Consider the following 21,002-nt stretch of genomic DNA (forward strand, 5'->3'; position numbering starts at 1 on the left):
CTGCACGCGGGGGCCGGGATGACGGGGGCAGGGATCAGGCCGCCTGCGCCGCGTCCCGCCCCGCGAACACCTCGCCCAGGCAGGCGAACAGGCTCGCCGCCGTCACCGGCTTGTCCAGGTGCCGATCCGCCCCGGCCGCAAGACTCGCGGCCACATGCTCCGGCAAGGCATTGGCGGTCAGCATGATGATCGGCGTTCGCATCTCTCGCGCCCGCAAGGTGCGGATGGCCGTCAGCCCGTCCATCACCGGCATCTGCATGTCCATCAGCACCAGGTCGAACGCGTCGCGCTCGGCGGCGTCCAGCGCCTCCTGGCCGTTCTCGACGCTGATCACCTCGGCGTAGTTGGCCAGCATCAGCTCCATGACCTTGCGGTTGGTGGCGTGGTCGTCGGCAACCAGCACCCGCATCTGCGGCGGCGCCCCCACCTCAACCGGCGTGGTCGGCGGCGCCTCGGCGTCGGCCGCGCGGGGGAGCGGAACCTCGAACCAGAAGCTGGCCCCGATCCCCGGCCGCCCCTCGCAATCCAGCACCCCGCCCATCAGGCCGGCCAGCTCGCGCGAGATCGCCAGCCCCAGGCCGGTGCCGCCATAGCGGCGGGTGATGGTGTTGTCCGCCTGCTGGAAGCGGCCGAAAATCCGCTCCCGCGTCTCATGATCGAAACCCTCGCCGGTGTCGGCCACCTCTATCCGCACCCGGTCGTCGGCGGTTCGGATGCCGGTCACCTGGATGTGGCCGTGGTTGGTGAACTTCACCGCGTTGCTGAGCAAGTTGGTCAGGATCTGGCGCACCCGCACCATGTCGCCCGACGCTGCCGCGTCCACCTCCGGTGACAGGTCGATGCGGATTTCCACCCCCTTCTCCGCCGCCTTCAGCTCGGCCAGGGCGGCGGTGGCCCGCACCACCTCGCCCAGGTGGAACGGCGCCGCCTCCAGGGTGATCTGGCCGGACTCGATCCGCGCCTGGTCGAGAATGTCTGACAGCAGCCGCTCCAGCGTCTGGCCGGAATTGCGGATGATCTCGATCATCTCGCGGGTGCGGGCGTCCAGCGGCTCCCGCGCCAGGATGTCGGCGATCCCGACGATGCCGTTCAGCGGCGTCCGGATCTCATGGCTCATGTTGGCCAGGAAGACGCTCTTGGACAGCGCCGCCTCTTCCGCCGCCGCCAAGGCCGCCTGTAGCGCGGCGGCCGTCTCCATCCGTTCGGTCACGTCCTCGCCGACCGTGACGATGTAGCGAGGACCCTCGGCGCCAAAGGTCGCCACCTTCTTGGTCGTGAAGTTGCGGCGGCCCTTGGCTGCGGTGGTGACGATCTCGTCCTCCGCCACGGTCATTTCGCCGGAGGTGATGACCGCCATGTCCTCCTCGGCGAAGGCGCGGGCCTCCTCCGGCGAAAACAGGTCGAACACGCTGCGGCCGATCAAGGCGTCGGCGGTAACCCCCAGCATCTCCTCAGCCGCCCGGTTGACCAGCACATATCGGCCGTCCCGCGCATCCTTGACCATCAGGATGGCCGGCAGCATCTGAACGATGGCGTCGAAGAAGGCCTCGCGGCTGATGGCCTCGTCCCGCGCCTTGATCAGCTCCTCGACCACCCTCTGGGTATCGCGGACTAGCTCGCCCTGGGAACACAGCGCCTCGGCCAGTTCGCCGGACCCGTCGAGCGGCGACAGGCCGGTGTCGCCCTCCACCCCGGCCGCCAAGGTGAGTTCACAGGGCGCCCGCGCCATCAGGAACATCACCCGCCCGTCCGGCTGGACCGACACGGCGCCGCGCAGGCGCAGGTGGGGCTCTTCCTTCCCACGCAGAGTCAGGACCTGCCGGTCGAGCCGGGTCAGTTCACAGAGCGTCTCGGGGACCGGCCCGTCCTCGATCTCGAAGGCCGAGGTCAGCTTCCGCCCGGCTAGCCCCGGCGCCAGGCCGGCCAGCACCGCCGAAGCCGCCTGGATCCGCAGCCCCGGCCCGATCTCGAACCGGCAGGGGAACAGGGTGTCGAGCATCGACGAGTCGAAAACGCCGCCGGCCGCGCCGTCGGCAGTGCCGTCGGCAGTGCCCATCGCATCGTCCCGGTCCAGGCCGCTCATTCACCGTCCCCAACTGGACCGGAAGTTGAGCCGATCAGCCTTAAGAAACCGTGTCGCGAGCTGCGGCTCCTGGTCGCGGCAAAGCCTTTGTCCACAAGGAATTTCGCTTGTCGGCGATCGCACGTTCGACGAACAGGTATTTTTGAGCGCCACACGCAGAAGTGGACACTCCGCAAGCGATGGTCTCAGCCCATCCCGAGCAGCATCGAGGTCACCAGCACCACTCCGAGCCCGGCGGCGATGCTGGTGGTCAGCCCCGTGCCGCGCGAGCGGGTCCAGCCGCTCAGACCCAGACTGGCCAGCAGGGCGTAGAGTCCCACGCCGAAACACAGGCTCATGATGGCCCGCGGCCCGGCGGCTGACCCCGCCTGCACCGCCGCCGGGGCTTGGGGACGCAACAGCGCCACCAGCGCCGTCGAAGCCACCACCGCAACGATGAAGGCCGCCGAAGAGGTCACAGCGAACCCGATGGCCAACGACCCCGTCCGCCCCTTGACCTGCAAGGCCAGCAGGGTCCCGAGGAAGGTGGCCGCGAAGCCTCCGAGAAACGCGCTCAACGCCCCCACCTGCGATGCAAGGGCTGAAAGGTATGCAGGGGCCAGTTCGTTCATGCCGCGAGTCTATCGAACATTCAGGGGAGGCGACAGCACGGCCACGAGGCGCCCCGAACCTAGTGCAGAACGATCACCCCTCCCCGCATACCCAAGCCGCCCCTTCCGCACCCGCCCCCAGGATCGCGATTGAACAAAAAGAGAACATCCACTAGCTTCGGGGCTCTGCCGCGCATCCGCGCTATCATCCCTCCAGTCCCGAATCGGAATCTCAATGGCCCGCGACGGCGCCCTTTTCGTCTGCCAGTCCTGCGGTGGCGTTTCGCCCAAGTGGGCGGGGCAGTGTCCTGCCTGCGGAACCTGGAACACCCTGGTCGAGGAAGTCACCAGCCGGATGCCCGGCGCGATGGCGCCGTCCAAGGGCGCCAAGCGTGGGGGGCTGACGTTCGAGGGGCTGCTCAGCGACACACCGGCGCCGCCGCGCATCGTCACCGGGGTGGAGGAGTTCGACCGGGTCTGCGGCGGCGGGGTTGTGCCGGGATCCGCCATCCTGGTCGGTGGCGATCCGGGGGTGGGGAAGTCGACCCTGTTGCTGCAGGTGGTGGCCAGCGCCGCGATGCGGGGGGCCCGGTGCGCCTACATCTCCGGCGAGGAGGCGGTGGAGCAGGTGCGCGGGCGGGCCGGGCGGATGGGGCTGGCCATGGCGCCGGTCCAGCTGGCTGCTGAAACGGCGCTGCGCGACATCCTCGAGGGGCTGAAAAAACAATCTTTCGATCTCGTGGTCATCGATTCCATCCAGACCATGTGGAGTGACGCCCATGAGGCCGGGCCGGGCTCGGTGACCCAGGTGCGGTCCTGCGCCGGGGAACTGGTGCGGATGGCCAAGAAGAAAGGCGTGGCGGTCATCCTCGTCGGCCATGTCACCAAGGATGGCCAGATCGCCGGTCCGCGCGTTGTCGAACACATGGTCGATGCGGTTCTGAGCTTCGAAGGCGAGCGGGGTTATCCCTTCCGGGTGCTGCGGGGAGCCAAGAACCGCTTCGGCGCCACTGATGAGATCGGGGTGTTCGAGATGGGGGACGCCGGTCTCAGCGAGGTGCGCAACCCGTCGGCCCTGTTCCTGCACGACGGCGCCGAGCGGGCGGCCGGGGCGGCGGTGTTCGCCGGCATCGAAGGCAGCCGGCCGGTGCTGGTCGAGTTCCAGGCCCTGGTGGCGCCGTCCGCTCACGGGAACCCCCGGCGGGCCGTGGTCGGCTGGGATTCGGGGCGCCTCGCCATGGTGCTGGCCGTATTGGAGTCGCGATGCGGCCTTGGATTTGGCAACCGGGACGTCTATCTGAACGTCGCCGGGGGCCTGCGGATCAGTGAGCCCGCGGCTGACCTGGCCGCGGCGGCGGCCCTGGCCTCTTCGGCATTGGATGAGTCCCTGCCCCAGGACTGCGTAGTGTTCGGTGAAATCAGCCTGTCCGGCGACGTGAGGCCCGTGAGCCGCATGGAGTCGCGCCTGAAAGAGGCGGCCAAACTCGGCTTCGGCCGCGCCCTGGCGCCGACCGGCGCCGGGGAGGCCCTGCCGGTCACCGGCGTCTCCCGCCTGGCCGAGGCCATCGACCGTATCGGCCAGCAGAGGTGGACGACTTGACCCTGTTCGACGTCCTGGCCGGCCTGCTGCTGTTCATCAGCGCCCTCACCGCCTTCATGCGCGGGGCGACGCGGGAACTGACCGGGATGCTGGCGTTCGTGATCGCCGCCCTGGTGTCCATCCTCTGCCTGAAGTTCAGCGCTCCGATCTTCCGCGGCATGCTCAGCCCCGACTGGGCGGCGGTGACCGCCGCCTTGCTGGTCGTCTTCGTGATCGTCTTCCTGATCCTGAAGGTCGTCTCCAGCCAGATCACCAACCGGGTGCAGAGCGCGGGCGCCCTGGGAACCCTTGACCGGGTCATCGGCGCCGGCTTCGGCCTGTTCCGCGCCATGGTCATCCTCGGCGCCTTCACCCTGCTGATCCAGATGGCCGGGGGCGAGAAGGGCCCGCCGGACTGGGTGAAGAATGCGACGCTGTATCCCTTGACCGCGGGGGCCGGGAAGGTGCTCAAGACCTTCGCCCCGGAGGGCTTCGCCGCCGCCGGAAAGATCGCCCCCGCCGTGTCCGACGCCGTCAAGAAGGGCGCCGGCTACAGCGAGGACGAGCGCGAGACCATGGACGAACTGGTGGAGAAGAGCCGATGACCCAAGCGTTCGAAAGAACCGTGTGGAATCCCGCCGACCACCGCGATCCGGACGACGATACCCTGCGGCTCGAATGCGGGGTGTTCGGTGTCCATGACGTCGCCGACGCCTCGGCAGTGGCGGCGTTGGGCCTGCACGGGCTGCAGCACCGGGGCCAGGAGGCCTGTGGCATCGCCACCTTCGACGGCCAGCGGTTTTATACCGAGCGCCATGTCGGCCATGTGGGCGACGCCTTCACCGGCCAGGACCTGGTCGGCCGTCTGCCGGGCCGCAGCGCGGTGGGCCACACCCGCTACGCCACCGCCGGCGGCAGCGCCTTCCGCAATGTGCAGCCGATGTTCGCCGACCTCGAGGCCGGCGGCGTCGCCTTGGCCCACAACGGCAACCTGACCAACTTCTACGCCCTGCGCGACCAGCTCGTGGCCGACGGCGCCATCTTCCAGTCGACCAGCGACAGCGAGGTGATCCTCCACCTGCTGGCCCGGTCCAAGAAGACCAAGTTCGTCGACCGCTTCATCGACGCCATCAGCCAGATCGAGGGCGGCTATGCCCTCATCGCCCTGACCAACAAGAAGCTGATCGGGGTGCGCGACCCGCTGGGCATCCGCCCCCTGGTGCTGGGCGAGCTGGACGGCAAGGCGGTGCTCGCCTCGGAGACCTGCGCGCTGGACATGATCGGCGCCCGGTTCGTCCGCGATGTGCAGCACGGCGAGATGGTGATCATCTCCGACGAGGGGATCGAAAGCCTGCGGCCCTTCCCCGCCCTGCGCGCTCGGCCCTGCGTTTTCGAGTACGTCTACTTCTCCCGCCCCGACAGCATCATCGACGGCCGCTCGGTCTATGACGTGCGCAAGCGGATGGGCGCCAAGCTGGCCGAGGAATGCGGCGTGGAGGCCGATGTGGTCGTCCCGGTGCCTGACAGCGGCGTGCCGGCGTCCATCGGCTATGCCCAGGCCAGCGGCCTGCCCTTCGAAATGGGCATCATCCGCAACCACTATGTCGGCCGCACCTTCATCCAGCCGACCCAGGGCGTCCGCGAGCTGGGCGTGCGCATGAAGCACAGCCCCAACCGCGCAGTGCTCGAGGGCAAGCGGGTGGTTCTGATCGACGATTCCATCGTGCGCGGCACCACCAGCCGCAAGATCGTCCGGATGGTCCGCGAGGCCGGCGCCACCGAGGTCCACCTGCGCAGCGCCTCGCCGCAGCTGAAGTGGCCGGACTTCTACGGCATCGACATGCCGGATCGGGACAAGCTGCTGGCGGCCAACAAGAGCCTTGAGGAGATGACCGCCTTCCTCGAGGTGGACTCCCTCGGCTTCCTCAGCATCGAGGGCCTCTACGAGGCGCTCGGCGTCGGGCCCCGCGATGCGACCAACCCCCAGTTCACCGACCACTACTTCACCGGTGACTACCCCACCCGCCTGACCGACCGCGACTGCCTGCTGGCCAACGCCGACGGCCCGGGGAGGCAACTCTCCTTCCTGGTCAGCGCCTGACTGTAGGTTGCCTGACAGGCAACCTTGCTGGGAACCATGTATTGATAAGGCGTGTAGGAACGGAACTTGAGGCCGCATGCTCGATGACGCGCTGGAAATTCGCAGGCTCAACGCGCTCGAAGGCTATCGGATAATCGACACCGATCCAGAGGCGACCTTCGATGACCTGACGAAACTGGCGCGCCTGGTCTGCGACGCGCCTGTCGCCCTGATCAGCCTGGTGACCGCCGACCGCCAGTGGTTCAAGTCGGCCAGCGGCTTCGATGAGAGAGAAACTCCCCGTGACATCTCTGTCTGCACCCACGCGGTGGCCCAGGACCGGCCTCTCTATGTGGTCGCTGACATGGCTGCCGACCCTCGCTTCGCAGAGGGACCGCTCGTCGCTGGGCCGGAGCATTTCCGCTTCTATGCCGGGGCCGTGTTGCGCACTGAGGATGGCGACGCGCTCGGCACCCTGTGCGTCCTTGACCGCAAGCCTCGACCCGGCGGCCTGAGCGAAGGTCAAGGCGGGGCGCTGCTGGCTTTGGCGCGGCAGGTCATGAGCCTCCTGGAGCTGCGCCAGATGCTGCACAAGCGCGCCGAACGGGAAGCTCAATTCCGCGCCCTGGCCGACAGCATGCCCCAGATGGTCTGGTCCACGCGCGCCGACGGCCACCACGACTACTACAATGCCCGCTGGTACGAATTCACCGGCGTCCCGGCCGGCTCGACCGACGGCGAGGGCTGGAACGGCATGTTCCACCCGGAAGACCAGGAACGCGCCTGGGCCAAGTGGCGCCATTCGCTGGAAACCGGCGAGCCCTACGAAATCGAGTATCGCCTGCGCCGCCACGACGGGGCCTATCGCTGGACGCTCGGCCGGGCTCGCGCCGTGCGCGGCGTCGATGGGACCATAGCCCGCTGGTTCGGCACCTGCACCGACATCCACGACCAGAAGCAGATCTCGGAGCAGGAGAGCCTGCTGAGCCGCGAGCTGAGCCACCGGATCAAGAACATCTTCTCGGTGGTCAGCGGCCTGGTCGCGCTATCCGCCCGCCGCTTCCCCCACGCCGCCGACTTTGCCCGCGACCTGCGCGAGCGGATCGTGGCCTTGGGCCGGGCCCATGACTTCGTGAGGCCCCAAGCCGTTGCCGGCCAGGCCCGGCGGATGACCCGGCTGTCCCAACTGCTGGCCGAACTCCTGACGCCCTATCGCACCGAGGATGCCGAACGGGTGCGGATTCTGGGCGACGAGGCGGAGATAGACGACCAGGCCGCCACGCCCCTGGCGCTGGTGTTCCACGAGCTCGCCACCAACGCCGCCAAGTACGGCGCCCTCTCCCGCCCCGAAGGCCGGGTGACCATCACCAGCCGGATAGACCGCGCCGACCTGATCGTGGAGTGGTCCGAGAGCGGCGGCCCGACCGTGAAGGGTCCGCCCGCCACAGAGGGATTCGGCTCGACACTGGCGCAACTCAGCACCGAAACCCAGCTAGGCGGAAAACTCGCCAAGGATTGGCGCCCGCAGGGCCTGGTGGTGACCCTGGCCCTGCCGCTGAACAGCCTGAACCGGAAGAGCTAGCCCGAAGCGCCGCAACGCCTTGAAGGGAGATCGCGCTACTGAAACACCTGCAAGGCCGGCGGGGGCGACAGCAGGTCGCCGTCCCGGTGCAGGGCGTAGTCGAGCGCGCGGACCACGGTCTTTTCGTCGCTGGGCTTGGTCAGCAGCCCGATTACGCCCTCGGGGCGCTCATGCGGCGGAAGCGGGTGGGCGGTCAGGTAGATGACCTTGGCGAACCGATCGCGCGCCAGTTCGGCGCCGAGCCCGACGCCGGTGCGGCCGTCGCGCAGGTTCACGTCTACCAGGGCCAGGTCGATCTTATGGTTGTTGGCCAGCTCACGGGCGCTGGCGGCGTCTTGGGCGATGCCCACCACCTCGTAGCCCTGCTCGGTGAGGACGTACTCCAACTCCATGGCGGTGAGGATTTCATCCTCGACAATCAGAACTCGGGCTGTCATCGCGACGGCACATGCCTCCTTCGACCGGGCTAACGCCTCAATACGATTCAGGTTTCCCTGCTTCCGTCGCAATTCCGACGGAACAGCGGTCGGTTGCACGGGCGACACGGAGCGCCCGATGAAGTTCCGCCTCGACCCCTACATGCTCGCCCTGCTGGGCATGGTGGTGCTGGCCTCGCTGGCGCCGGCGCGCGGTGTGGCGGGCGACATTCTCGGCCCGGCGACCAAGGCCATCGTCGCCCTGTTGTTCTTCCTCCATGGCGCCAAGCTGTCGCGCGAAGCGGTGGTGGCCGGCCTGTCCCACTGGCGTTTGCACCTCACCGTCCTGGCGGTCAGCTTCGGCCTCTTCCCGCTGCTCGGCCTCGCCACCGGCCTGCTGCCGGAAACCCTGCTCCCCTCGGCGCTGGCCATGGGCATGCTGTTTCTCTGCTGCCTGCCCTCGACGGTGCAGTCCTCCATCGCCTTCACGGCCCTGGCGCGGGGCAATGTGGCGGCGGCAGTCTGCGCCGCGTCGGCGTCCAACCTGCTGGGCATGGCGGTGACGCCGCTGCTGGTCGGCCTGACCCTGCATGTGCAGGGGGACGGGCCCGGATGGAGCGCCGTCCTCGACATCCTCGTCCAGCTCCTGCTGCCGTTCATAGCCGGCCAGCTGGTCCGCCCCTGGGTCGCGCCGCTGCTGGAGCGGCGCAAGCCGCTGGTGGGGCTGGTGGATCGGGGCTCGATCCTGCTGGTGGTCTATGCCGCCTTCAGCCGGGCGGTGCTGGACGGAGTGTGGACCCGCGTCTCCGTAATCGAGTTGGCGGTGGTCGCTGTCCTCTGCTTGGTCCTGCTGGCCCTGGTGCTGGGCTTCACCCTGTGGCTCGGGCGGCGGCTGGGCTTCGCGCTGGAGGACCAGATCGTCCTGGTGTTCAGCGGCTCGAAGAAGAGCCTGGTCACCGGCGCGCCGATGGCCGCCATCCTGTTCGCCCCCGCCGTGGCCGGGGTGATGATCGTGCCGCTGATGATCTATCACCAGCTTCAGTTGCTGGCCTGCGCCTGGCTGGCCCAGCGGTGGGGCGCACGGCCCGAAGAAGGGGTGACTCAGGCCGCGGATAAGCTAGACACCGCGCCATGACTCTTTCCGGAAAGATCGCCCTCGTCACCGGCGCCACGCGCGGCATCGGCAACGCCGCGGCCCTCGGCCTGGCCAAGGCCGGCGCCCATGTCATCGCGCTGGGCCGCACCCAGGGGGCGCTGGAGGTGCTGGACGACGAGATCCTGGCCGCCACCGGCCAACGGGCTACCCTGGTCCCCATCGATCTGCGCAAGCCTGAAGACCTCGACCCGCTGGGCGCCCACCTGCACGAGCGGTTCGGCCGGCTGGACATCGTGGTTCACGCGGCGGCCCTGTTGGGCGGCATCTCGCCCATCGGCCATATCGAGCCGAAGTCCTGGGACCAGACCCTGACCGTCAACCTCACCGCCACCTGGCGGCTGATCCGCTCGTTCGAGCCGCTGTTGCGCGCCTCAGAGGCGGGGCGAGCCATCTTCCTGACCACCGGCCGGGTGGTGCGGCCCAAGGCCTTCTGGGGCCCCTACGCTGCCAGCAAGGCGGGGATGGAGGCGCTGGTGAAATGCTGGGCGGACGAGCTGGAACAGACGTCGGTGCGCGCCGTCCTGCTCGACCCGGGCGCCGTACGCACCCGGATGCGCGCCGAAGCCTATCCCGGCGAAGATCCGCTGACCCTGCCCGAGCCGGCGGCCCTGGCGCCGTTGATCGTCGAACTGGCCGGCCGCGCCGACCTGCCGGCAATGCCGGAGACGGTCGTGTTCAACGCCTGACGGTTACTTCGTGCGGTTCGGCGTGCCGCCGCGCGAACGGATCACCGGCTTGGCCGCGCCTTCCTTCTCCATCCGCTTGGCCTTGGTGGCGCGCTTGACGCGCAGCTGCTTGGCCTCCTTGGCGCTGGAGGTGACGCCCAGCTTCTTGGGCTTGGGCCGCGGCCCCAGCGCCTTGCCCGACCCCATCGGCCGCTTGTCGCCCTGAGCGTCGGCATAGGGGTTGGCGCCCGACTTTATGGTGATGCGGATCGGCACGCCCGGCAGGTCGAAGCTCTCGCGGATCGAGTTGATCAGGTAGCGCCGATAATGCTCCGGCATCTGGTTGGCGCGGCTGGAGAACATGACGAAGGTGGGCGGCCGGGCTTTGGTCTGGGCGACGTATTTCGGCTTGATCCGCTTGCCGTTGACGGCGGGCGGCGGGTGGCGCTGGATGGCCATGGCCAGCCAGTCGTTGAGGTCGCGGGTTTTCACCTTGGTCGACCAGTTGGTGTAGGTCTTGATGACGGCCGGCATCAGCTTGTCGAGGCCGTAGCCGGTCTCGGCCGACAGGGCCACAACCGGTGCGCCCCGGACCTGGGGCAGCATGCGCTCGGCGTGTTCGCGGAAATTCTTCAGGGTCTCGGCCTGGTCCTCGACAAGGTCCCACTTGGCCAGCACGAAGACCAGCGAGCGGCCCTCCCGCTCCACCAGGTCGGCCAGCTGCAGGTCCTGCACCTCGAACGGGTGGGTGGCGTCCATGACCAGCAGGACGACCTCGGCATAGACGATGGTGCGAATGCTGTCGGAGACCGACAGCTGCTCCAGCTTCTCCTGGATCTTGGCTTTCTTGCGGAGGCCGGCGGTATCCACCAGGCGGACCTTCTTGCCCTGCCATTCCCACTCGACCGAGATGGAGTCGCGGGTGATGCCGGCTTCCGGGCCGGTCAGCATGCGGTCCTCGCCGATCAGGGCGTTGACCAGGGTCGACTTGCCGGCGTTCGGACGGCCGACGATGGCCAGTCGGACGGGCTTGTCGCCTTCGTCTTCAGCTTCGTCGTCCTGATGCTCGGGGGCGATGTTGACCAGGGCCGCATAGAGGTCGGCCATGCCCTCGCCGTGCTCGCCGCTGAGCGGGATGGGTTCGCCGAAGCCCAGGGTCCAGGCCTCGGCGATGCCGGGCTCGCCCTGCTTGCCCTCAGCCTTGTTGGCGCCCAGCAGCACCGGCTTGTCGCGCTTGCGCAGGATCTCGGCGAACACCTCGTCCAGCGGGGTTATCCCCTCGCGGGCGTCGATCAGGAACAGGCAGACGTCGGCCTCGTCGATGGCCAGCTCGGTCTGGCGGCGCATCCGCGCCTCCAGGGTATCGTCATCCACATCCTCGAAACCGGCGGTATCGACCAGGCTGAGGTTCATGTCGCCGATGCTGCCGCTGGCGAACCGGCGGTCGCGGGTAACCCCCGGACGGTCGTCGACGATGGCGAGCTTCTTGCCGGCCAGCCTGTTGAACAGGGTGGACTTGCCGACGTTCGGTCTTCCGACAATGGCGAGCTTCAGGGGCATGGGGTCTTTCCGGATACCCTAGTCTATCCGGTCCGGACAAAGGGGGCGTGGTGCAAATGCAAAGAGGCGGCGGCTCTTGGCAGAACCGCCGCCCCTTTACAAGGTTTCGCTTTTTCGTTGGCGCGCAATTCGCCGCCGAACCGGTACCCGTTTCGGCGATTGCATATGCCTTAGCGGATCGCCACCAGTTCGGCCTTGTCGGTCACCACATAGACCATGCCGCCCGCCGCGACGGGGGTGATCAGGGCCGGGCCGCCGATCTTCAGGGTCTTGGTGGTCTCGCCGGTCTTGGGGTTGATCGACAGGGCGCGGCCGTCGCTGGAGACGACGACCAGCTTGTCGGACGCCAGGACCGGGCCGAAGAACAGGCTCTTGTCCTTGGTCTTCTTGATCCCCTCGTTGAGGTCCTTGATCCAGTAGACCTGGCCGGTCTCGCGCGAGGCGCAGACCAGCTCGCCGGCCCGGCTGATGATGTAGACCACGTCGCCGGCGGGCCACGGGGTGGCGATCGACGACACCGGCAGCGACCAGCGGGGCTGGCCAGAACGAAGGTCGATGGCGGCGAACACGCCCGAATGGCTGGCGGCGAACACGTCGCCCTTGAAGATCACCGGCCGGCCGGCCACGTCGCGGATTTCCGACAGGGCGTTGGTGCGGCTGGCGCGCGACAGGGCGTTGTTCCACAGGTCGTTGCCGTTGCCGGCGCGCAGGGCGACCAGCTCGCCCGAGGCGAAGGCGGCCACGACCACATCGCCCGAGATGGCCGGGCTGGAGGCCGACAGGATGCGGGCCGGCTCGACCAGGGCCTGGAAGTTCCAGGCCGGGGCGCCGGTGGCGGCATCGAAGGTCAGCAGTTCGTTGTCGGTGCTGATCGCATAGACCTTGCCGGCACTGATCGTCGGGGCGCCGTGGATCGGCGAGGATACGTCCTGGCGCCAGCCCACCTCACCGGTGGCGGCATCCAGCTGGGCGACGAACCGGAAGCCGGACGAGACGTAGATCTTGCCGTTCGAATAGGCGATGCCGCCGCCGAAGCCGACCTTGTCGCGGCGGTTGTCGGCCTTGAGCCGGCGCTTCCAGATCTGGGCGCCCGTGCGGGCGTCCATGGCCACGACATCGGCCTCCGCGTCCATGACATAGACGCGACCGTCGGCCAGGATGGGCGGGGCGGTGACGTGGACCTTGACGTTCGAGGCCTTGCCGAAGCCCTTGCGCCAGGCGATCTCGAACGCCGGGGCGGCCTCGACGTGCTCGACGACCACCTCTGTGGGGCCGCCGGGCAGAGTCCAGTCGGGCTGACCCACCGCGGCGGGCAGGAAGAAATCGACGCCCTGCAGGCCCTCGGCCGCTGTCACCTTCTCGTCGAAGGCGATGACCGAGATGCGCCGGCCGTCGGCGGCCTCGTCCTTGACCTCCTTCTCCTTGAAGGGGTTCAGCCGGTCCACCGTGCCGGAAACCGTCGAGCAGCCGGCGGAAACCGCCGCTACGCCGATGAAGAGAGCGGTCAGGATGCCGCGACTTGCGATCATGGAACTGCCTTTGGACGCAGGGAAACCGCGGGAACGGACGCCCCCGCCCCCTGGAGGTTGGAATCGAGCAGGGCCAAGGCGGATTTGAGGCAGCGCCCCAATCCGCCAGAACCCGCCATTACTGGGTCGCCTCAGGCGGCAGAACCATGCCGGGCGGCAGCCCAGGCATCATCTGCGGCGCCGGAGGGGTTTCAACCGCCTGCTTCGCCGCCTTGGCCACCACATCGCCGCCGCCGCGATCGATCTGGGCCACCGCCTGGCGGGCGCGCTCGCGCATGCCGGGAGGGGCGTCGAAGATCTGGCTCAGCACGACGAAATCGGTGCGGGCTTCCTTGGTCTTGCCGTCGCGCAGCTTGAGGAAGGCCAGGGCCTCCTTGGCCAGCAACCGGAAGGGCCGGTCGTCGCCGGTCAGCGGGGTGATCCGCTTTTCCAGGTCGGCATAGGGCGCCTTGTCCATCAGGGCGTAGATCGAGCGCAGGCCAGCCAGGTCCTTCAGCAGCGGATCCGGGGCGGTCTTGGCCGCCTGGTCGAACAGCTTGACGGCGCCTTCGGTGTCGCCCGCCTCGAGCCGCATGCCGCCCTGTTGGAACAGGGCCAGGGTCTTGTAGCCGGCATTGCCGCCCTTGGCCGTCTCGGCCAGCAGGGTGGTGGCCTTGCCGGCGTCCTGTTGCTGCAGGGCCTGCTGGGCCTCGAACAGGCTGGTGGAGGCCTTGTTACGGGCCCCGTCCTGCCAGGCGGTCCAGCCCCACAGGCCGCCGCCGATGACAACCACCGCCGCCCCGATCCCCAGGATCCAGGGCAGAGCCCGCTTGACGATCGCCATGTAGCGCTCGGTGCGGAGCTGGTCCTCGACCTCTTCGAAAACATCGACCACGAAAGAAAGACTCCGCTGGGAGGGATTTAGTGGAGGCGGAACCTATAGGCTCGCCTTGTAGGGCGCAACGCAGGCTTCTCGATCAGAACCGGACGATCAGGTCGGGGCCAGATCGTTGGCCTCGTCCTCACGCCGGCGGCGACGCTCGATCAGCCAGACGCACCAGACCGACACCTCGTACAGAAACACCAGGGGCACGGCGAGCATCATCATGCTGATCGGATCTGGCGGGGTGACGATCGCGGCCAGGATGGCGACACCGAGGATGGCGTAGCGGCGGCCGGCGCGGAGCATCTCCGAACTGACCAGACCGGCCATGCCACAAAGGGTCAGCACCACCGGCAGCTGGAAGCACAGGCCGAAGGCCAGCACCAGGGCGGTGACCAGCGACAGATACTCGTCGACCTTCGGCGTCAGGGCCACGGAGATGCCGGCCCCATCGATCTGCTGCGACAGGGAGAACCACAGCACGAACGGCAGCATGATGTAGTAGACCAGCGCCGCGCCCAGGGTGAACAGCACCGGTGAGGCCAGCAGGAAGGGCAGGAAGGCGCGACGTTCGCGCTTGTAGAGGCCCGGGGCCACGAAGCGGTACAGCTGCCAAGCCAGCACCGGGAAGGTGATGAGCAGGGCGCCGAAGCCGGCCACCTTCAGCTTGGTGAAGAAGAACTCAAGGGCCGCGGTGTAGATCAGCTTCAGCTGTTCGGCGTCAGGCGCGACGGGGACATGCTTCTGGCCGAGCAGGGCCAGGATCAGGTCGAAGTAGCCGTGGCTGCTGCCGCTGGCCTTCTGGACCGCAAGCAGGTTCTGGGCGGCCGAGAAGGGCTCGACCAGGAACATGAAAATCCGGTCGGCCACGGAGAAGCAGAGGAAGAAGCCCAGCACCAGGGCGATCACGCAGATAATCAGCCGCTTGCGCAGCTCGACCAGATGATCGAGCAGCGGGGCGCGCGAGGACTCGATGTCGCTTTCGTCGTCGAGGCTCACGTGACGATGTCCGATTTGGCGCGGCGGCGTTTCGGGGCGGCGGCGACCTCCGCCTTGTGGGCCGCCTTGGGCTTGGCGGCCTTGGGCTTGGCGGCGGTGGACTTGGCCGGCGCCTTGCGCTTCGGCGCGGCTTTATCGGCGGTAGGCGCCTTGGTTGCGCGGGGCTTGCGCGCGGTCTTCGGCTGGGTCGGCTCGGGCTCCGGCGCCTCATAGGGCGTCGAGGCCATGGCCGGGGCAAAGGTGACCTCGCCGGATTTCAAGCTGCCTTCGATATCAGCGAACACCTGATCGACGGAGGGGTCGCGCATGTCGTCGGCCGCCGCCTTCATCGGCTCGGTGAACTGGCCGGACCGCATGGCCTCGACCTCCTTGCGGAGTTCGTCGAGCTCCGACTGGCGGGCCATGTCGTCGAAGCTGGCGCGGAATTCGGACGCCATGCCGCGCAGCCGGGCGATGAACTGCCCGATCCGGCGCATCAGCAGCGGCAGGTCCTTGGGTCCCACGACGATCAGGGCCACGGCGGCCACGATCAGCATTTCGGAGACGCCGATGTCAGGCGAAAGCATGGGCGCGCCTTAAGGCGTTGGCGGGGAGGCGATCAAGCCCGTTCGGCGGTCGTCAGGAGACGATCGTATCCTTCTTGCGGCTCGTGGTCTTGCGTGCCGTGGTCGAGCGGGGCAGCGGCTTGGCCGGCTCCTCCTCTTCCTCGGGCGTCGCATCATCGCCCTTCAGGCCGTCGCGGAAGGCGCGGATGCCCTTGGCGGCGTCGCCCATCAGGCCCGACAGCTTGCCGCGACCGCCAAACAGCAGCAGCGCGATGATCACGACCGGGATGATGTGCCAGAGGCTCAGGCTACCCATCTTGCAAGAAACTCCTGTGCGCCGCGGATCGGGCGGCGATGTCCCTGTTGTTGCGCGCTATATAGGCGCTGATGAGGCGCGGGGCCAAATGAAAGCGCCGTAAGCGTCGATCCGTCCCGAAATCCCCCGCCTCAGGCGAACCGTGCAGCCGCCATGAAGCCCAGCCGCGTGACCGAGACCCGGTCATCGTCCAGCACCTGCAGGCAGCGCTTGGCATGAAGCTGCTCGATGGCCAGCGCCAGCCGACCCTCGGCGAAGGGACCGAATCGGTCTGCCTCCAGGCTCAGGGCTTGTCGCGAGGTCGCCTCACCCGGGCCCAGCCCGAGGCTGTTGATCGCCCGCATGACCGCGCTCTCGCCATCGTTCAGGATCATGTCAGCCGGCCCCTCGTCATCGGGCTCGCCGGCGGCGTCGCGAACCGCCCTGGCGCGGGACAGGGCCCGCTCCAGCATGGCGGCGGCAATTTCCTGCTCGCCCATGATCGCCTCGTCCGCGCCGTGGGTGATCAGGTGGCGAACCTCCTCGTCCGAATGAGCGCGGGCGATGATCTCGATGCCGGGGTTGGCGCGCCGGGCCTGCTCGACGATCTGGCCGCCCTCGAAGCCATCGGGAACAGCGACGAACAGGCGCTTGGCCTCCGATGCCCGCGCCGCCGACAGCAGCCGGCCGTCATGGGCGTTGCCCTCGAACACCTCGTAACCGGCTTCGCTGGCCGCGGTCACCCGTTCCTGGCGATTCTCGATGACCAGGAAGGGCTGGGCCGCCATCTCCAGGCCCTTGGCCACCAGTTTGCCGACCCGGCCGTAGCCCACCAGGATGGTGTGTTCGGTCAGCGCCGTGGGGAAAATGTCGTTGGCCGGCGCCGGAATGCCGGCTGCCTCCGCCGGGCCGGGCCGGCGTCGTTGAACCTTGGCCGCCAGGGCGAAGATGAATGGGTTGAGCACAATGGAAATGATCGCCCCGCCCAGGATCAGGTCGCGCCCGTCCTCGGGCAGCAGGTTGAGGCTGACGCCCAGCCCCGCCAGGATGAAGGAGAACTCGCCGATCTGCGCCAGGCTGGCGGCGATGGTCAGGGCCTTCTCGTTGTCATGTTTGAACAGCCGGACGATGGCGTAGGCGACGATCGACTTGCCGACCACGATGATCGCCACGGTCGCGACCAACGGCCAGGCCTGTTCGGTCAACACCGACGGATTGAATAGCATCCCGACCGATACGAAGAACAGCACCGCGAAGGCGTCGCGCAGCGGCAGGGTCTCTTCGGCGGCCCGGTGGCTGAGTTCGGACTCGGCCAGGATCATCCCGGCGAAGAAGGCGCCCAGCGCGAAGGAGACGCCGAACAGCGAGGCCGCGCCGAAAGCGATGCCTAGCGCGATGGCGAGGACCGCCAGGCGGAACAGCTCCCGCGATCCGGTGTGGGCGATGTAGTGCATCACCCAGGGCACCACGCGCCGGCCGACGATCAGCATGAAGGCGACGAAGCCGGCAACCTTGGCGATGGTGATCACCAGCGGCATCACCCAGTCGCCGCCGCCCGCTCCGGCCGCCGGATTGAGCGCCCCGGCCAGGGCCGGGATCAGCACAAGGGCGAGAACCATGGCCAGGTCCTCGACGATCAGCCAGCCCACCGCAATGCGGCCTCGATCGGTCTGAACGATCCGCCGCTCCTGCAGGGCGCGCAGCAGCACCACGGTCGAGGCGACCGACAGGGCCAGACCGAAGACGATCCCTGCCATCAGCGACCAGCCCAGCAGATGGGCCAGGCCCATGCCGAGCAGTGTCGCAGCCGCCATCTGGGCCACGGCGCCGGGAATGGCGATGGCCTTCACCGACATCAGGTCCTTGAGCGAAAAGTGAAGCCCGACCCCGAACATCAGCAGGATCACGCCGATCTCGGCCAATTCATTGGCCAGGGCCTGGTCGGCCACATAGCCCGGCGTGAACGGCCCCACCACGACCCCGGCCATCAGGTAACCGACCAGGGGCGAAATCTTCAACCGGTGCGCCAACGCCCCAAAGGCGAAGGCGATCGTCAGGCCGGCGACGATTGTGGCGATCAGCGGGGTATGATGCGGCATGGGCTCCGGAAGGCTGGGGACGGCTGGGGGTGCGGCGGAATATCGCACATAGGCGGGTGATGCGCGACCGCAACCGCTGCGGGTCCAGTTTTCCGGGGGTAAACCCTATTCGTCCCCGACGAAGTCCTGCACGAACTCGGGCGAATCGCCGCCCTCCAGATCCAGTTCGTCCTCCGTGTCGGAGGCGTCGCTCGCCAGGCTGGGGTCGGGGACAGAAAACCCCGGCGGCAGGTTCATGTCGAGCAGGCCCAGCGCCTTCATGTCGGTCATGCCCGGCAGGTCGGCCAGGTTGGCCAGGCCGAAGGTCTCAAGGAACATGTCGGTGGTGCCATAGGTCACCGGTCGGCCCGGCGTGCGGCGACGGCCGCGCATGCGGACAAGGCCCAGCTCCAGCAGGACGTCGAGCGTGCCCTTGCTGGCCTGGACGCCGCGCACGGCTTCAATCTCCGCCCGGGTGACCGGCTGGTGGTAGGCGATGATGGCCAGCGTCTCCTGCGCGGCCTTGGACAGGCGCCGGGGCTCCTCCCGCTCCTCGGTCATCAGGAATGCCAGGTCGGCGGCGGTCTGAATCCGCCAGCGGCCGGCCACTTCCACCAGCTCCACACCGCGCCCGTCGAACCGCTGGCGTAGCGCCTGGATGGCTTCAACGACGTCCGCCCCCTCGGGCAGGCGACGCGCGAGATCGTTGATGCTGAGCGGCTCGGCGGCGGCGAACAGCAGGGCCTCTATGCAGCGTTCGATGTGGTGCTGGTCGTTCACGCCGCCTCCGGCCGCGCCAGGCGGACCTTCAGATAGAGGTCGGCGAAGGCCTCCCGCTGGCGGGCCTCAAGCGCGCCTTCCTTGACCAGCTCCAGGCTGGCCGAGAGGGTGGAGGCGAGATAGCTGGCCCGGCTGGGGCCGAAATCCTCGTCCGGCATGGGAGCGATGCCCTGCAGCGCCGTCCAGCGGTCGAGCTCGGGCAACAGCTCGCGCAGGCGGCCGCGGGCGTCTTCCAGCGCGTAGGCGACGGGCGCCTCGGGGCGATAGGTGCGGTAGTGCTCGCGGCGGCGCTGGCCGATGTAGGCGCTCATCAGCTGGTAGAGATCGCCTTCGAGCCGGCCGGAACCGACCACCTTTACCTGCTCGGGATCGCCGCGCGTGAATACATCGCGTTGCAGGCGCGGACGCTGGTTGAGCGCCTCGGAGGCCTTGCGCATGGCGTCGAGCTTGGCCAGTCGGAAGGCCAGGTTGGCGGCAACCTCCTCGGCAGGCGGCTCGTCTCCCCTGCCCTTGTCTGGCCTCGGCAGCAGCAGGCGGGACTTCAGGTAGGCCAGCCAGGCGGCCATCACCAGATAGTCTGCGGCCAGGGAAAACCGCAGCGACCGAGCCCGATGCACGAACGCCAGGTACTGTTCGGCCAGCCGGGTGATCGACAGCTGCATCAGATCGACCTTCTGGCTCCGCGCCAGGGCCAGCAGCACATGAAGCGGGCCTTCGTATCCGTCGACATCGATGATCAGCGCCTCGCCGTCCTCGGTCGCCTCGTTGGCGGCCTTGAAGTCGAGGTTGGGCTGGAAGACGTCGCTCATGCGGCGAACTTCCCATCGAAGGCGGCGTCGAAACGAGCGCGAGCCTCAGCGGCGTCGAAGGGCTCGGGCGTCTTGGCGAGGCGAGCCAGGGCGGCCTCGGCCCGTCGCCTGGAAGCTCCGGACAGGGTGCGGGTCCCCGCGACCACCCCGGTCATCTCCTCCATCTTTCCATTGCAGTGGAGGATCATGTCGCAGCCGGCCGCGTGGGCGGCGCGGGCGCGCTGTTCGTAGCTCCCGTCCAGCGCCTTCATCGACAGGTCGTCGGTCATCAAGAGGCCGCCAAAGCCGATCTCACCCCGGATCACATCGCGGATGACGGTCTTGGACGTCGTGGCCGGCCGCTTCGCGTCCAGCGCCGTAAAGACCACATGGGCGCTCATTGCCATCGGCATGTCGGACAGCACCTTGAACGGGGCGAAATCCACCGCCCGCAGATCGTCCGCCTCGGCGTCGACCACCGGCAGCTTCTCGTGACTGTCGGCCAGCGCCCGGCCATGCCCGGGGATGTGCTTGATGATCGGCAGCACCCCGCCGGCGATCAGCCCCTCGGCGGCGGCGCGGCCCAGGGTGGCGACCTCCTCGACCGTGTCGGCATAGGCGCGGTCGCCGATGATGTCGTGAGCGCCCCGCTGAGGCACGTCGAGGACGGGCACGCAGTCGACGTTGATGCCAAGATCCAACAGGTCATGGGCAATCAGCCGCGCCCCCAACCTTGTCACCTCACGGCGGACCAGCGGATCATTGCCGGCCAGGGTCCCGTAGGCGCGGCCCGGCGGATACTTGCGCCAGTGGGGCGGCCCGAGCCGCTGCACCCGTCCGCCTTCCTGGTCGATCAGGATCGGGGCATGCCAGCCAACCGTCTCGCGCAGGGCGGCGGTCAAGGCCCGCACCTGAGCGGGGCTCTCAACGTTGCGCTTGAACAGCACGAACCCCCAGGGCCGCACCTCGCGGAAGAAACCGATTTCTTCCGGGGTCAGCGCCGTGCCGGCGCAGCCGAGGATGCAGGCCGCCGTGGTCACCGGACGAAGCAGCTCTTTCCGGCGGCCTTAAGCCGGTCGCAGAAGGCTTTCGCGGACGCCTGGTCGGCGAAGCCGGTCACCGAGGTGCGGTAGAGGGTCTTGCCGTCACGATCGACGGTCTCGACCTTCTTACCCTTGCCGGCGGCCATGCCGGGGGCCAGGGCGGCGGCGTCATTCCAGCCCTTGTCTGCAAGGGTCGGCGAGGAGAAGGCGCCGATCTGGACCAGGTAGCTCCCGCCGCCCGTCTTCGGCGTCGCGGGGGCGGTGGGCGCCTTCGGGGCAGTCGCCACGACCTTCTCGGTCGGGGGCGTGGCCGGCTTGGTGACGGGCGCGGCGGCCGGCAGCTTGCCGGTCTCGACCGGGGTCGTCGGGGCC

At 68.4% G+C, this 21,002-nt stretch carries 20 protein-coding genes; 6 read left to right on the top strand and 14 right to left on the bottom strand.

Features of this window, described 5'->3' with window-relative positions; translation table 11 throughout:
• Nucleotides 1-34: 34 nt before the first annotated feature.
• Together GVN21_RS17460 and GVN21_RS17465 are read right to left on the bottom strand one after the other, a co-directional pair.
• Nucleotides 35-2,083 carry an ATP-binding protein gene (locus GVN21_RS17460; protein ID WP_166576021.1) on the bottom strand — a complete coding sequence of 683 codons (2,049 nt, stop codon included), beginning with the start codon at nucleotides 2,081-2,083 and terminating at the stop codon, nucleotides 35-37.
• Nucleotides 2,084-2,268: 185 nt separating this feature from the next.
• Nucleotides 2,269-2,640 (bottom strand): hypothetical protein, encoded by a 372-nt coding sequence (locus GVN21_RS17465; protein ID WP_166576022.1) that lies wholly within the window; start codon nucleotides 2,638-2,640, stop codon nucleotides 2,269-2,271.
• Nucleotides 2,641-2,908: 268 nt separating this feature from the next.
• Here GVN21_RS17465 and radA point away from each other — a divergent pair, with 268 nt between their 5' ends.
• The 4 genes from radA to GVN21_RS17485 all read left to right on the top strand — a co-directional run bounded on the left by radA (nucleotide 2,909) and on the right by GVN21_RS17485 (nucleotide 7,914).
• The gene (gene radA / locus GVN21_RS17470; RefSeq protein ID WP_166576023.1) at nucleotides 2,909-4,273 is read left to right on the top strand and encodes a DNA repair protein RadA; all 1,365 of its coding nucleotides are present in this window, start codon (nucleotides 2,909-2,911) and stop codon (nucleotides 4,271-4,273) included.
• Complete coding sequence (locus GVN21_RS17475; RefSeq protein ID WP_346764286.1) at nucleotides 4,261-4,857, top strand: CvpA family protein; 597 nt, start codon at nucleotides 4,261-4,263, stop codon at nucleotides 4,855-4,857. The genes radA and GVN21_RS17475 overlap by 13 nt, the downstream gene beginning before the upstream one ends.
• The gene (gene purF, locus GVN21_RS17480; protein WP_166576025.1) at nucleotides 4,854-6,353 is read left to right on the top strand and encodes an amidophosphoribosyltransferase; all 1,500 of its coding nucleotides are present in this window, start codon (nucleotides 4,854-4,856) and stop codon (nucleotides 6,351-6,353) included. Before GVN21_RS17475 ends, purF begins: the two co-directional genes overlap by 4 nt.
• A gap of 76 nt (nucleotides 6,354-6,429) precedes the next feature.
• The gene (locus GVN21_RS17485) at nucleotides 6,430-7,914 is read left to right on the top strand and encodes a PAS domain-containing protein (RefSeq protein WP_166576026.1); all 1,485 of its coding nucleotides are present in this window, start codon (nucleotides 6,430-6,432) and stop codon (nucleotides 7,912-7,914) included.
• A gap of 35 nt (nucleotides 7,915-7,949) precedes the next feature.
• Here the strand turns inward: GVN21_RS17485 and GVN21_RS17490 are convergent, their stop codons facing one another.
• Complete coding sequence (locus GVN21_RS17490; protein ID WP_166576027.1) at nucleotides 7,950-8,351, bottom strand: response regulator; 402 nt, start codon at nucleotides 8,349-8,351, stop codon at nucleotides 7,950-7,952.
• Between the two features lie 118 nt (nucleotides 8,352-8,469).
• Here GVN21_RS17490 and GVN21_RS17495 point away from each other — a divergent pair, with 118 nt between their 5' ends.
• Both GVN21_RS17495 and GVN21_RS17500 read left to right on the top strand, forming a co-directional pair.
• The gene (locus tag GVN21_RS17495) at nucleotides 8,470-9,465 is read left to right on the top strand and encodes a bile acid:sodium symporter family protein (RefSeq protein WP_166576028.1); all 996 of its coding nucleotides are present in this window, start codon (nucleotides 8,470-8,472) and stop codon (nucleotides 9,463-9,465) included.
• Nucleotides 9,462-10,172, top strand: coding sequence for an SDR family NAD(P)-dependent oxidoreductase (locus GVN21_RS17500; RefSeq protein ID WP_166576029.1), 711 nt, complete (start codon nucleotides 9,462-9,464; stop codon nucleotides 10,170-10,172). The genes GVN21_RS17495 and GVN21_RS17500 overlap by 4 nt, the downstream gene beginning before the upstream one ends.
• A gap of 3 nt (nucleotides 10,173-10,175) precedes the next feature.
• Here the strand turns inward: GVN21_RS17500 and der are convergent, their stop codons facing one another.
• The 11 genes from der to GVN21_RS17555 form a co-directional block, all read right to left on the bottom strand.
• Nucleotides 10,176-11,711, bottom strand: coding sequence for a ribosome biogenesis GTPase Der (gene der / locus GVN21_RS17505; protein ID WP_166576030.1), 1,536 nt, complete (start codon nucleotides 11,709-11,711; stop codon nucleotides 10,176-10,178).
• Between the two features lie 170 nt (nucleotides 11,712-11,881).
• The gene (locus GVN21_RS17510; RefSeq protein WP_166576031.1) at nucleotides 11,882-13,240 is read right to left on the bottom strand and encodes a PQQ-like beta-propeller repeat protein; all 1,359 of its coding nucleotides are present in this window, start codon (nucleotides 13,238-13,240) and stop codon (nucleotides 11,882-11,884) included.
• A 118-nt stretch (nucleotides 13,241-13,358) separates the two neighbouring features.
• Entirely contained in the window at nucleotides 13,359-14,114 is a 756-nt protein-coding gene (locus GVN21_RS17515) for a tetratricopeptide repeat protein (protein ID WP_166576032.1), read from the bottom strand.
• A 96-nt stretch (nucleotides 14,115-14,210) separates the two neighbouring features.
• Complete coding sequence (gene tatC, locus GVN21_RS17520; protein ID WP_166576033.1) at nucleotides 14,211-15,101, bottom strand: twin-arginine translocase subunit TatC; 891 nt, start codon at nucleotides 15,099-15,101, stop codon at nucleotides 14,211-14,213.
• Complete coding sequence (gene tatB, locus GVN21_RS17525) at nucleotides 15,098-15,667, bottom strand: Sec-independent protein translocase protein TatB (protein WP_166576034.1); 570 nt, start codon at nucleotides 15,665-15,667, stop codon at nucleotides 15,098-15,100. Before tatB ends, tatC begins: the two co-directional genes overlap by 4 nt.
• Nucleotides 15,668-15,719: 52 nt before the next feature.
• A complete protein-coding gene (locus GVN21_RS17530; RefSeq protein ID WP_166576035.1) occupies nucleotides 15,720-15,962 on the bottom strand; it encodes a twin-arginine translocase TatA/TatE family subunit in 243 nt (80 codons plus the stop codon).
• A 131-nt stretch (nucleotides 15,963-16,093) separates the two neighbouring features.
• A complete protein-coding gene (ybaL, locus tag GVN21_RS17535; protein ID WP_166576036.1) occupies nucleotides 16,094-18,040 on the bottom strand; it encodes a YbaL family putative K(+) efflux transporter in 1,947 nt (648 codons plus the stop codon).
• 105 nt (nucleotides 18,041-18,145) lie between these two features.
• A complete protein-coding gene (scpB, locus tag GVN21_RS17540; protein WP_166576037.1) occupies nucleotides 18,146-18,799 on the bottom strand; it encodes an SMC-Scp complex subunit ScpB in 654 nt (217 codons plus the stop codon).
• Nucleotides 18,796-19,608 (bottom strand): ScpA family protein, encoded by an 813-nt coding sequence (locus GVN21_RS17545; RefSeq protein ID WP_166576038.1) that lies wholly within the window; start codon nucleotides 19,606-19,608, stop codon nucleotides 18,796-18,798. Before GVN21_RS17545 ends, scpB begins: the two co-directional genes overlap by 4 nt.
• Complete coding sequence (gene nagZ, locus GVN21_RS17550) at nucleotides 19,605-20,627, bottom strand: beta-N-acetylhexosaminidase (protein ID WP_166576039.1); 1,023 nt, start codon at nucleotides 20,625-20,627, stop codon at nucleotides 19,605-19,607. The genes GVN21_RS17545 and nagZ overlap by 4 nt, the downstream gene beginning before the upstream one ends.
• A partial coding sequence (locus GVN21_RS17555) for an SPOR domain-containing protein (protein WP_205690147.1) occupies nucleotides 20,624-21,002 on the bottom strand: 379 nt, incomplete at its 5' end. The genes GVN21_RS17555 and nagZ, both read right to left, overlap by 4 nt.

Origin of the sequence: Caulobacter sp. SLTY, assembly GCF_009905535.1 — a bacterium.
Classification (GTDB): domain Bacteria; phylum Pseudomonadota; class Alphaproteobacteria; order Caulobacterales; family Caulobacteraceae; genus Caulobacter.

Coding starts and splice junctions, on each gene's coding strand:
- GVN21_RS17460 (WP_166576021.1), bottom strand. CDS start 2,083: ATGAGCGGCCTGGACCGGGACGATGCGATGGGCACTGCCGACGGCACT.
- radA (WP_166576023.1), top strand. CDS start 2,909: ATGGCCCGCGACGGCGCCCTTTTCGTCTGCCAGTCCTGCGGTGGCGTT.
- purF (WP_166576025.1), top strand. CDS start 4,854: ATGACCCAAGCGTTCGAAAGAACCGTGTGGAATCCCGCCGACCACCGC.
- GVN21_RS17485 (WP_166576026.1), top strand. CDS start 6,430: ATGCTCGATGACGCGCTGGAAATTCGCAGGCTCAACGCGCTCGAAGGC.
- GVN21_RS17490 (WP_166576027.1), bottom strand. CDS start 8,351: ATGACAGCCCGAGTTCTGATTGTCGAGGATGAAATCCTCACCGCCATG.
- GVN21_RS17495 (WP_166576028.1), top strand. CDS start 8,470: ATGAAGTTCCGCCTCGACCCCTACATGCTCGCCCTGCTGGGCATGGTG.
- GVN21_RS17500 (WP_166576029.1), top strand. CDS start 9,462: ATGACTCTTTCCGGAAAGATCGCCCTCGTCACCGGCGCCACGCGCGGC.
- der (WP_166576030.1), bottom strand. CDS start 11,711: ATGCCCCTGAAGCTCGCCATTGTCGGAAGACCGAACGTCGGCAAGTCC.
- GVN21_RS17510 (WP_166576031.1), bottom strand. CDS start 13,240: ATGATCGCAAGTCGCGGCATCCTGACCGCTCTCTTCATCGGCGTAGCG.
- tatB (WP_166576034.1), bottom strand. CDS start 15,667: ATGCTTTCGCCTGACATCGGCGTCTCCGAAATGCTGATCGTGGCCGCC.
- GVN21_RS17530 (WP_166576035.1), bottom strand. CDS start 15,962: ATGGGTAGCCTGAGCCTCTGGCACATCATCCCGGTCGTGATCATCGCG.
- ybaL (WP_166576036.1), bottom strand. CDS start 18,040: ATGCCGCATCATACCCCGCTGATCGCCACAATCGTCGCCGGCCTGACG.
- GVN21_RS17545 (WP_166576038.1), bottom strand. CDS start 19,608: ATGAGCGACGTCTTCCAGCCCAACCTCGACTTCAAGGCCGCCAACGAG.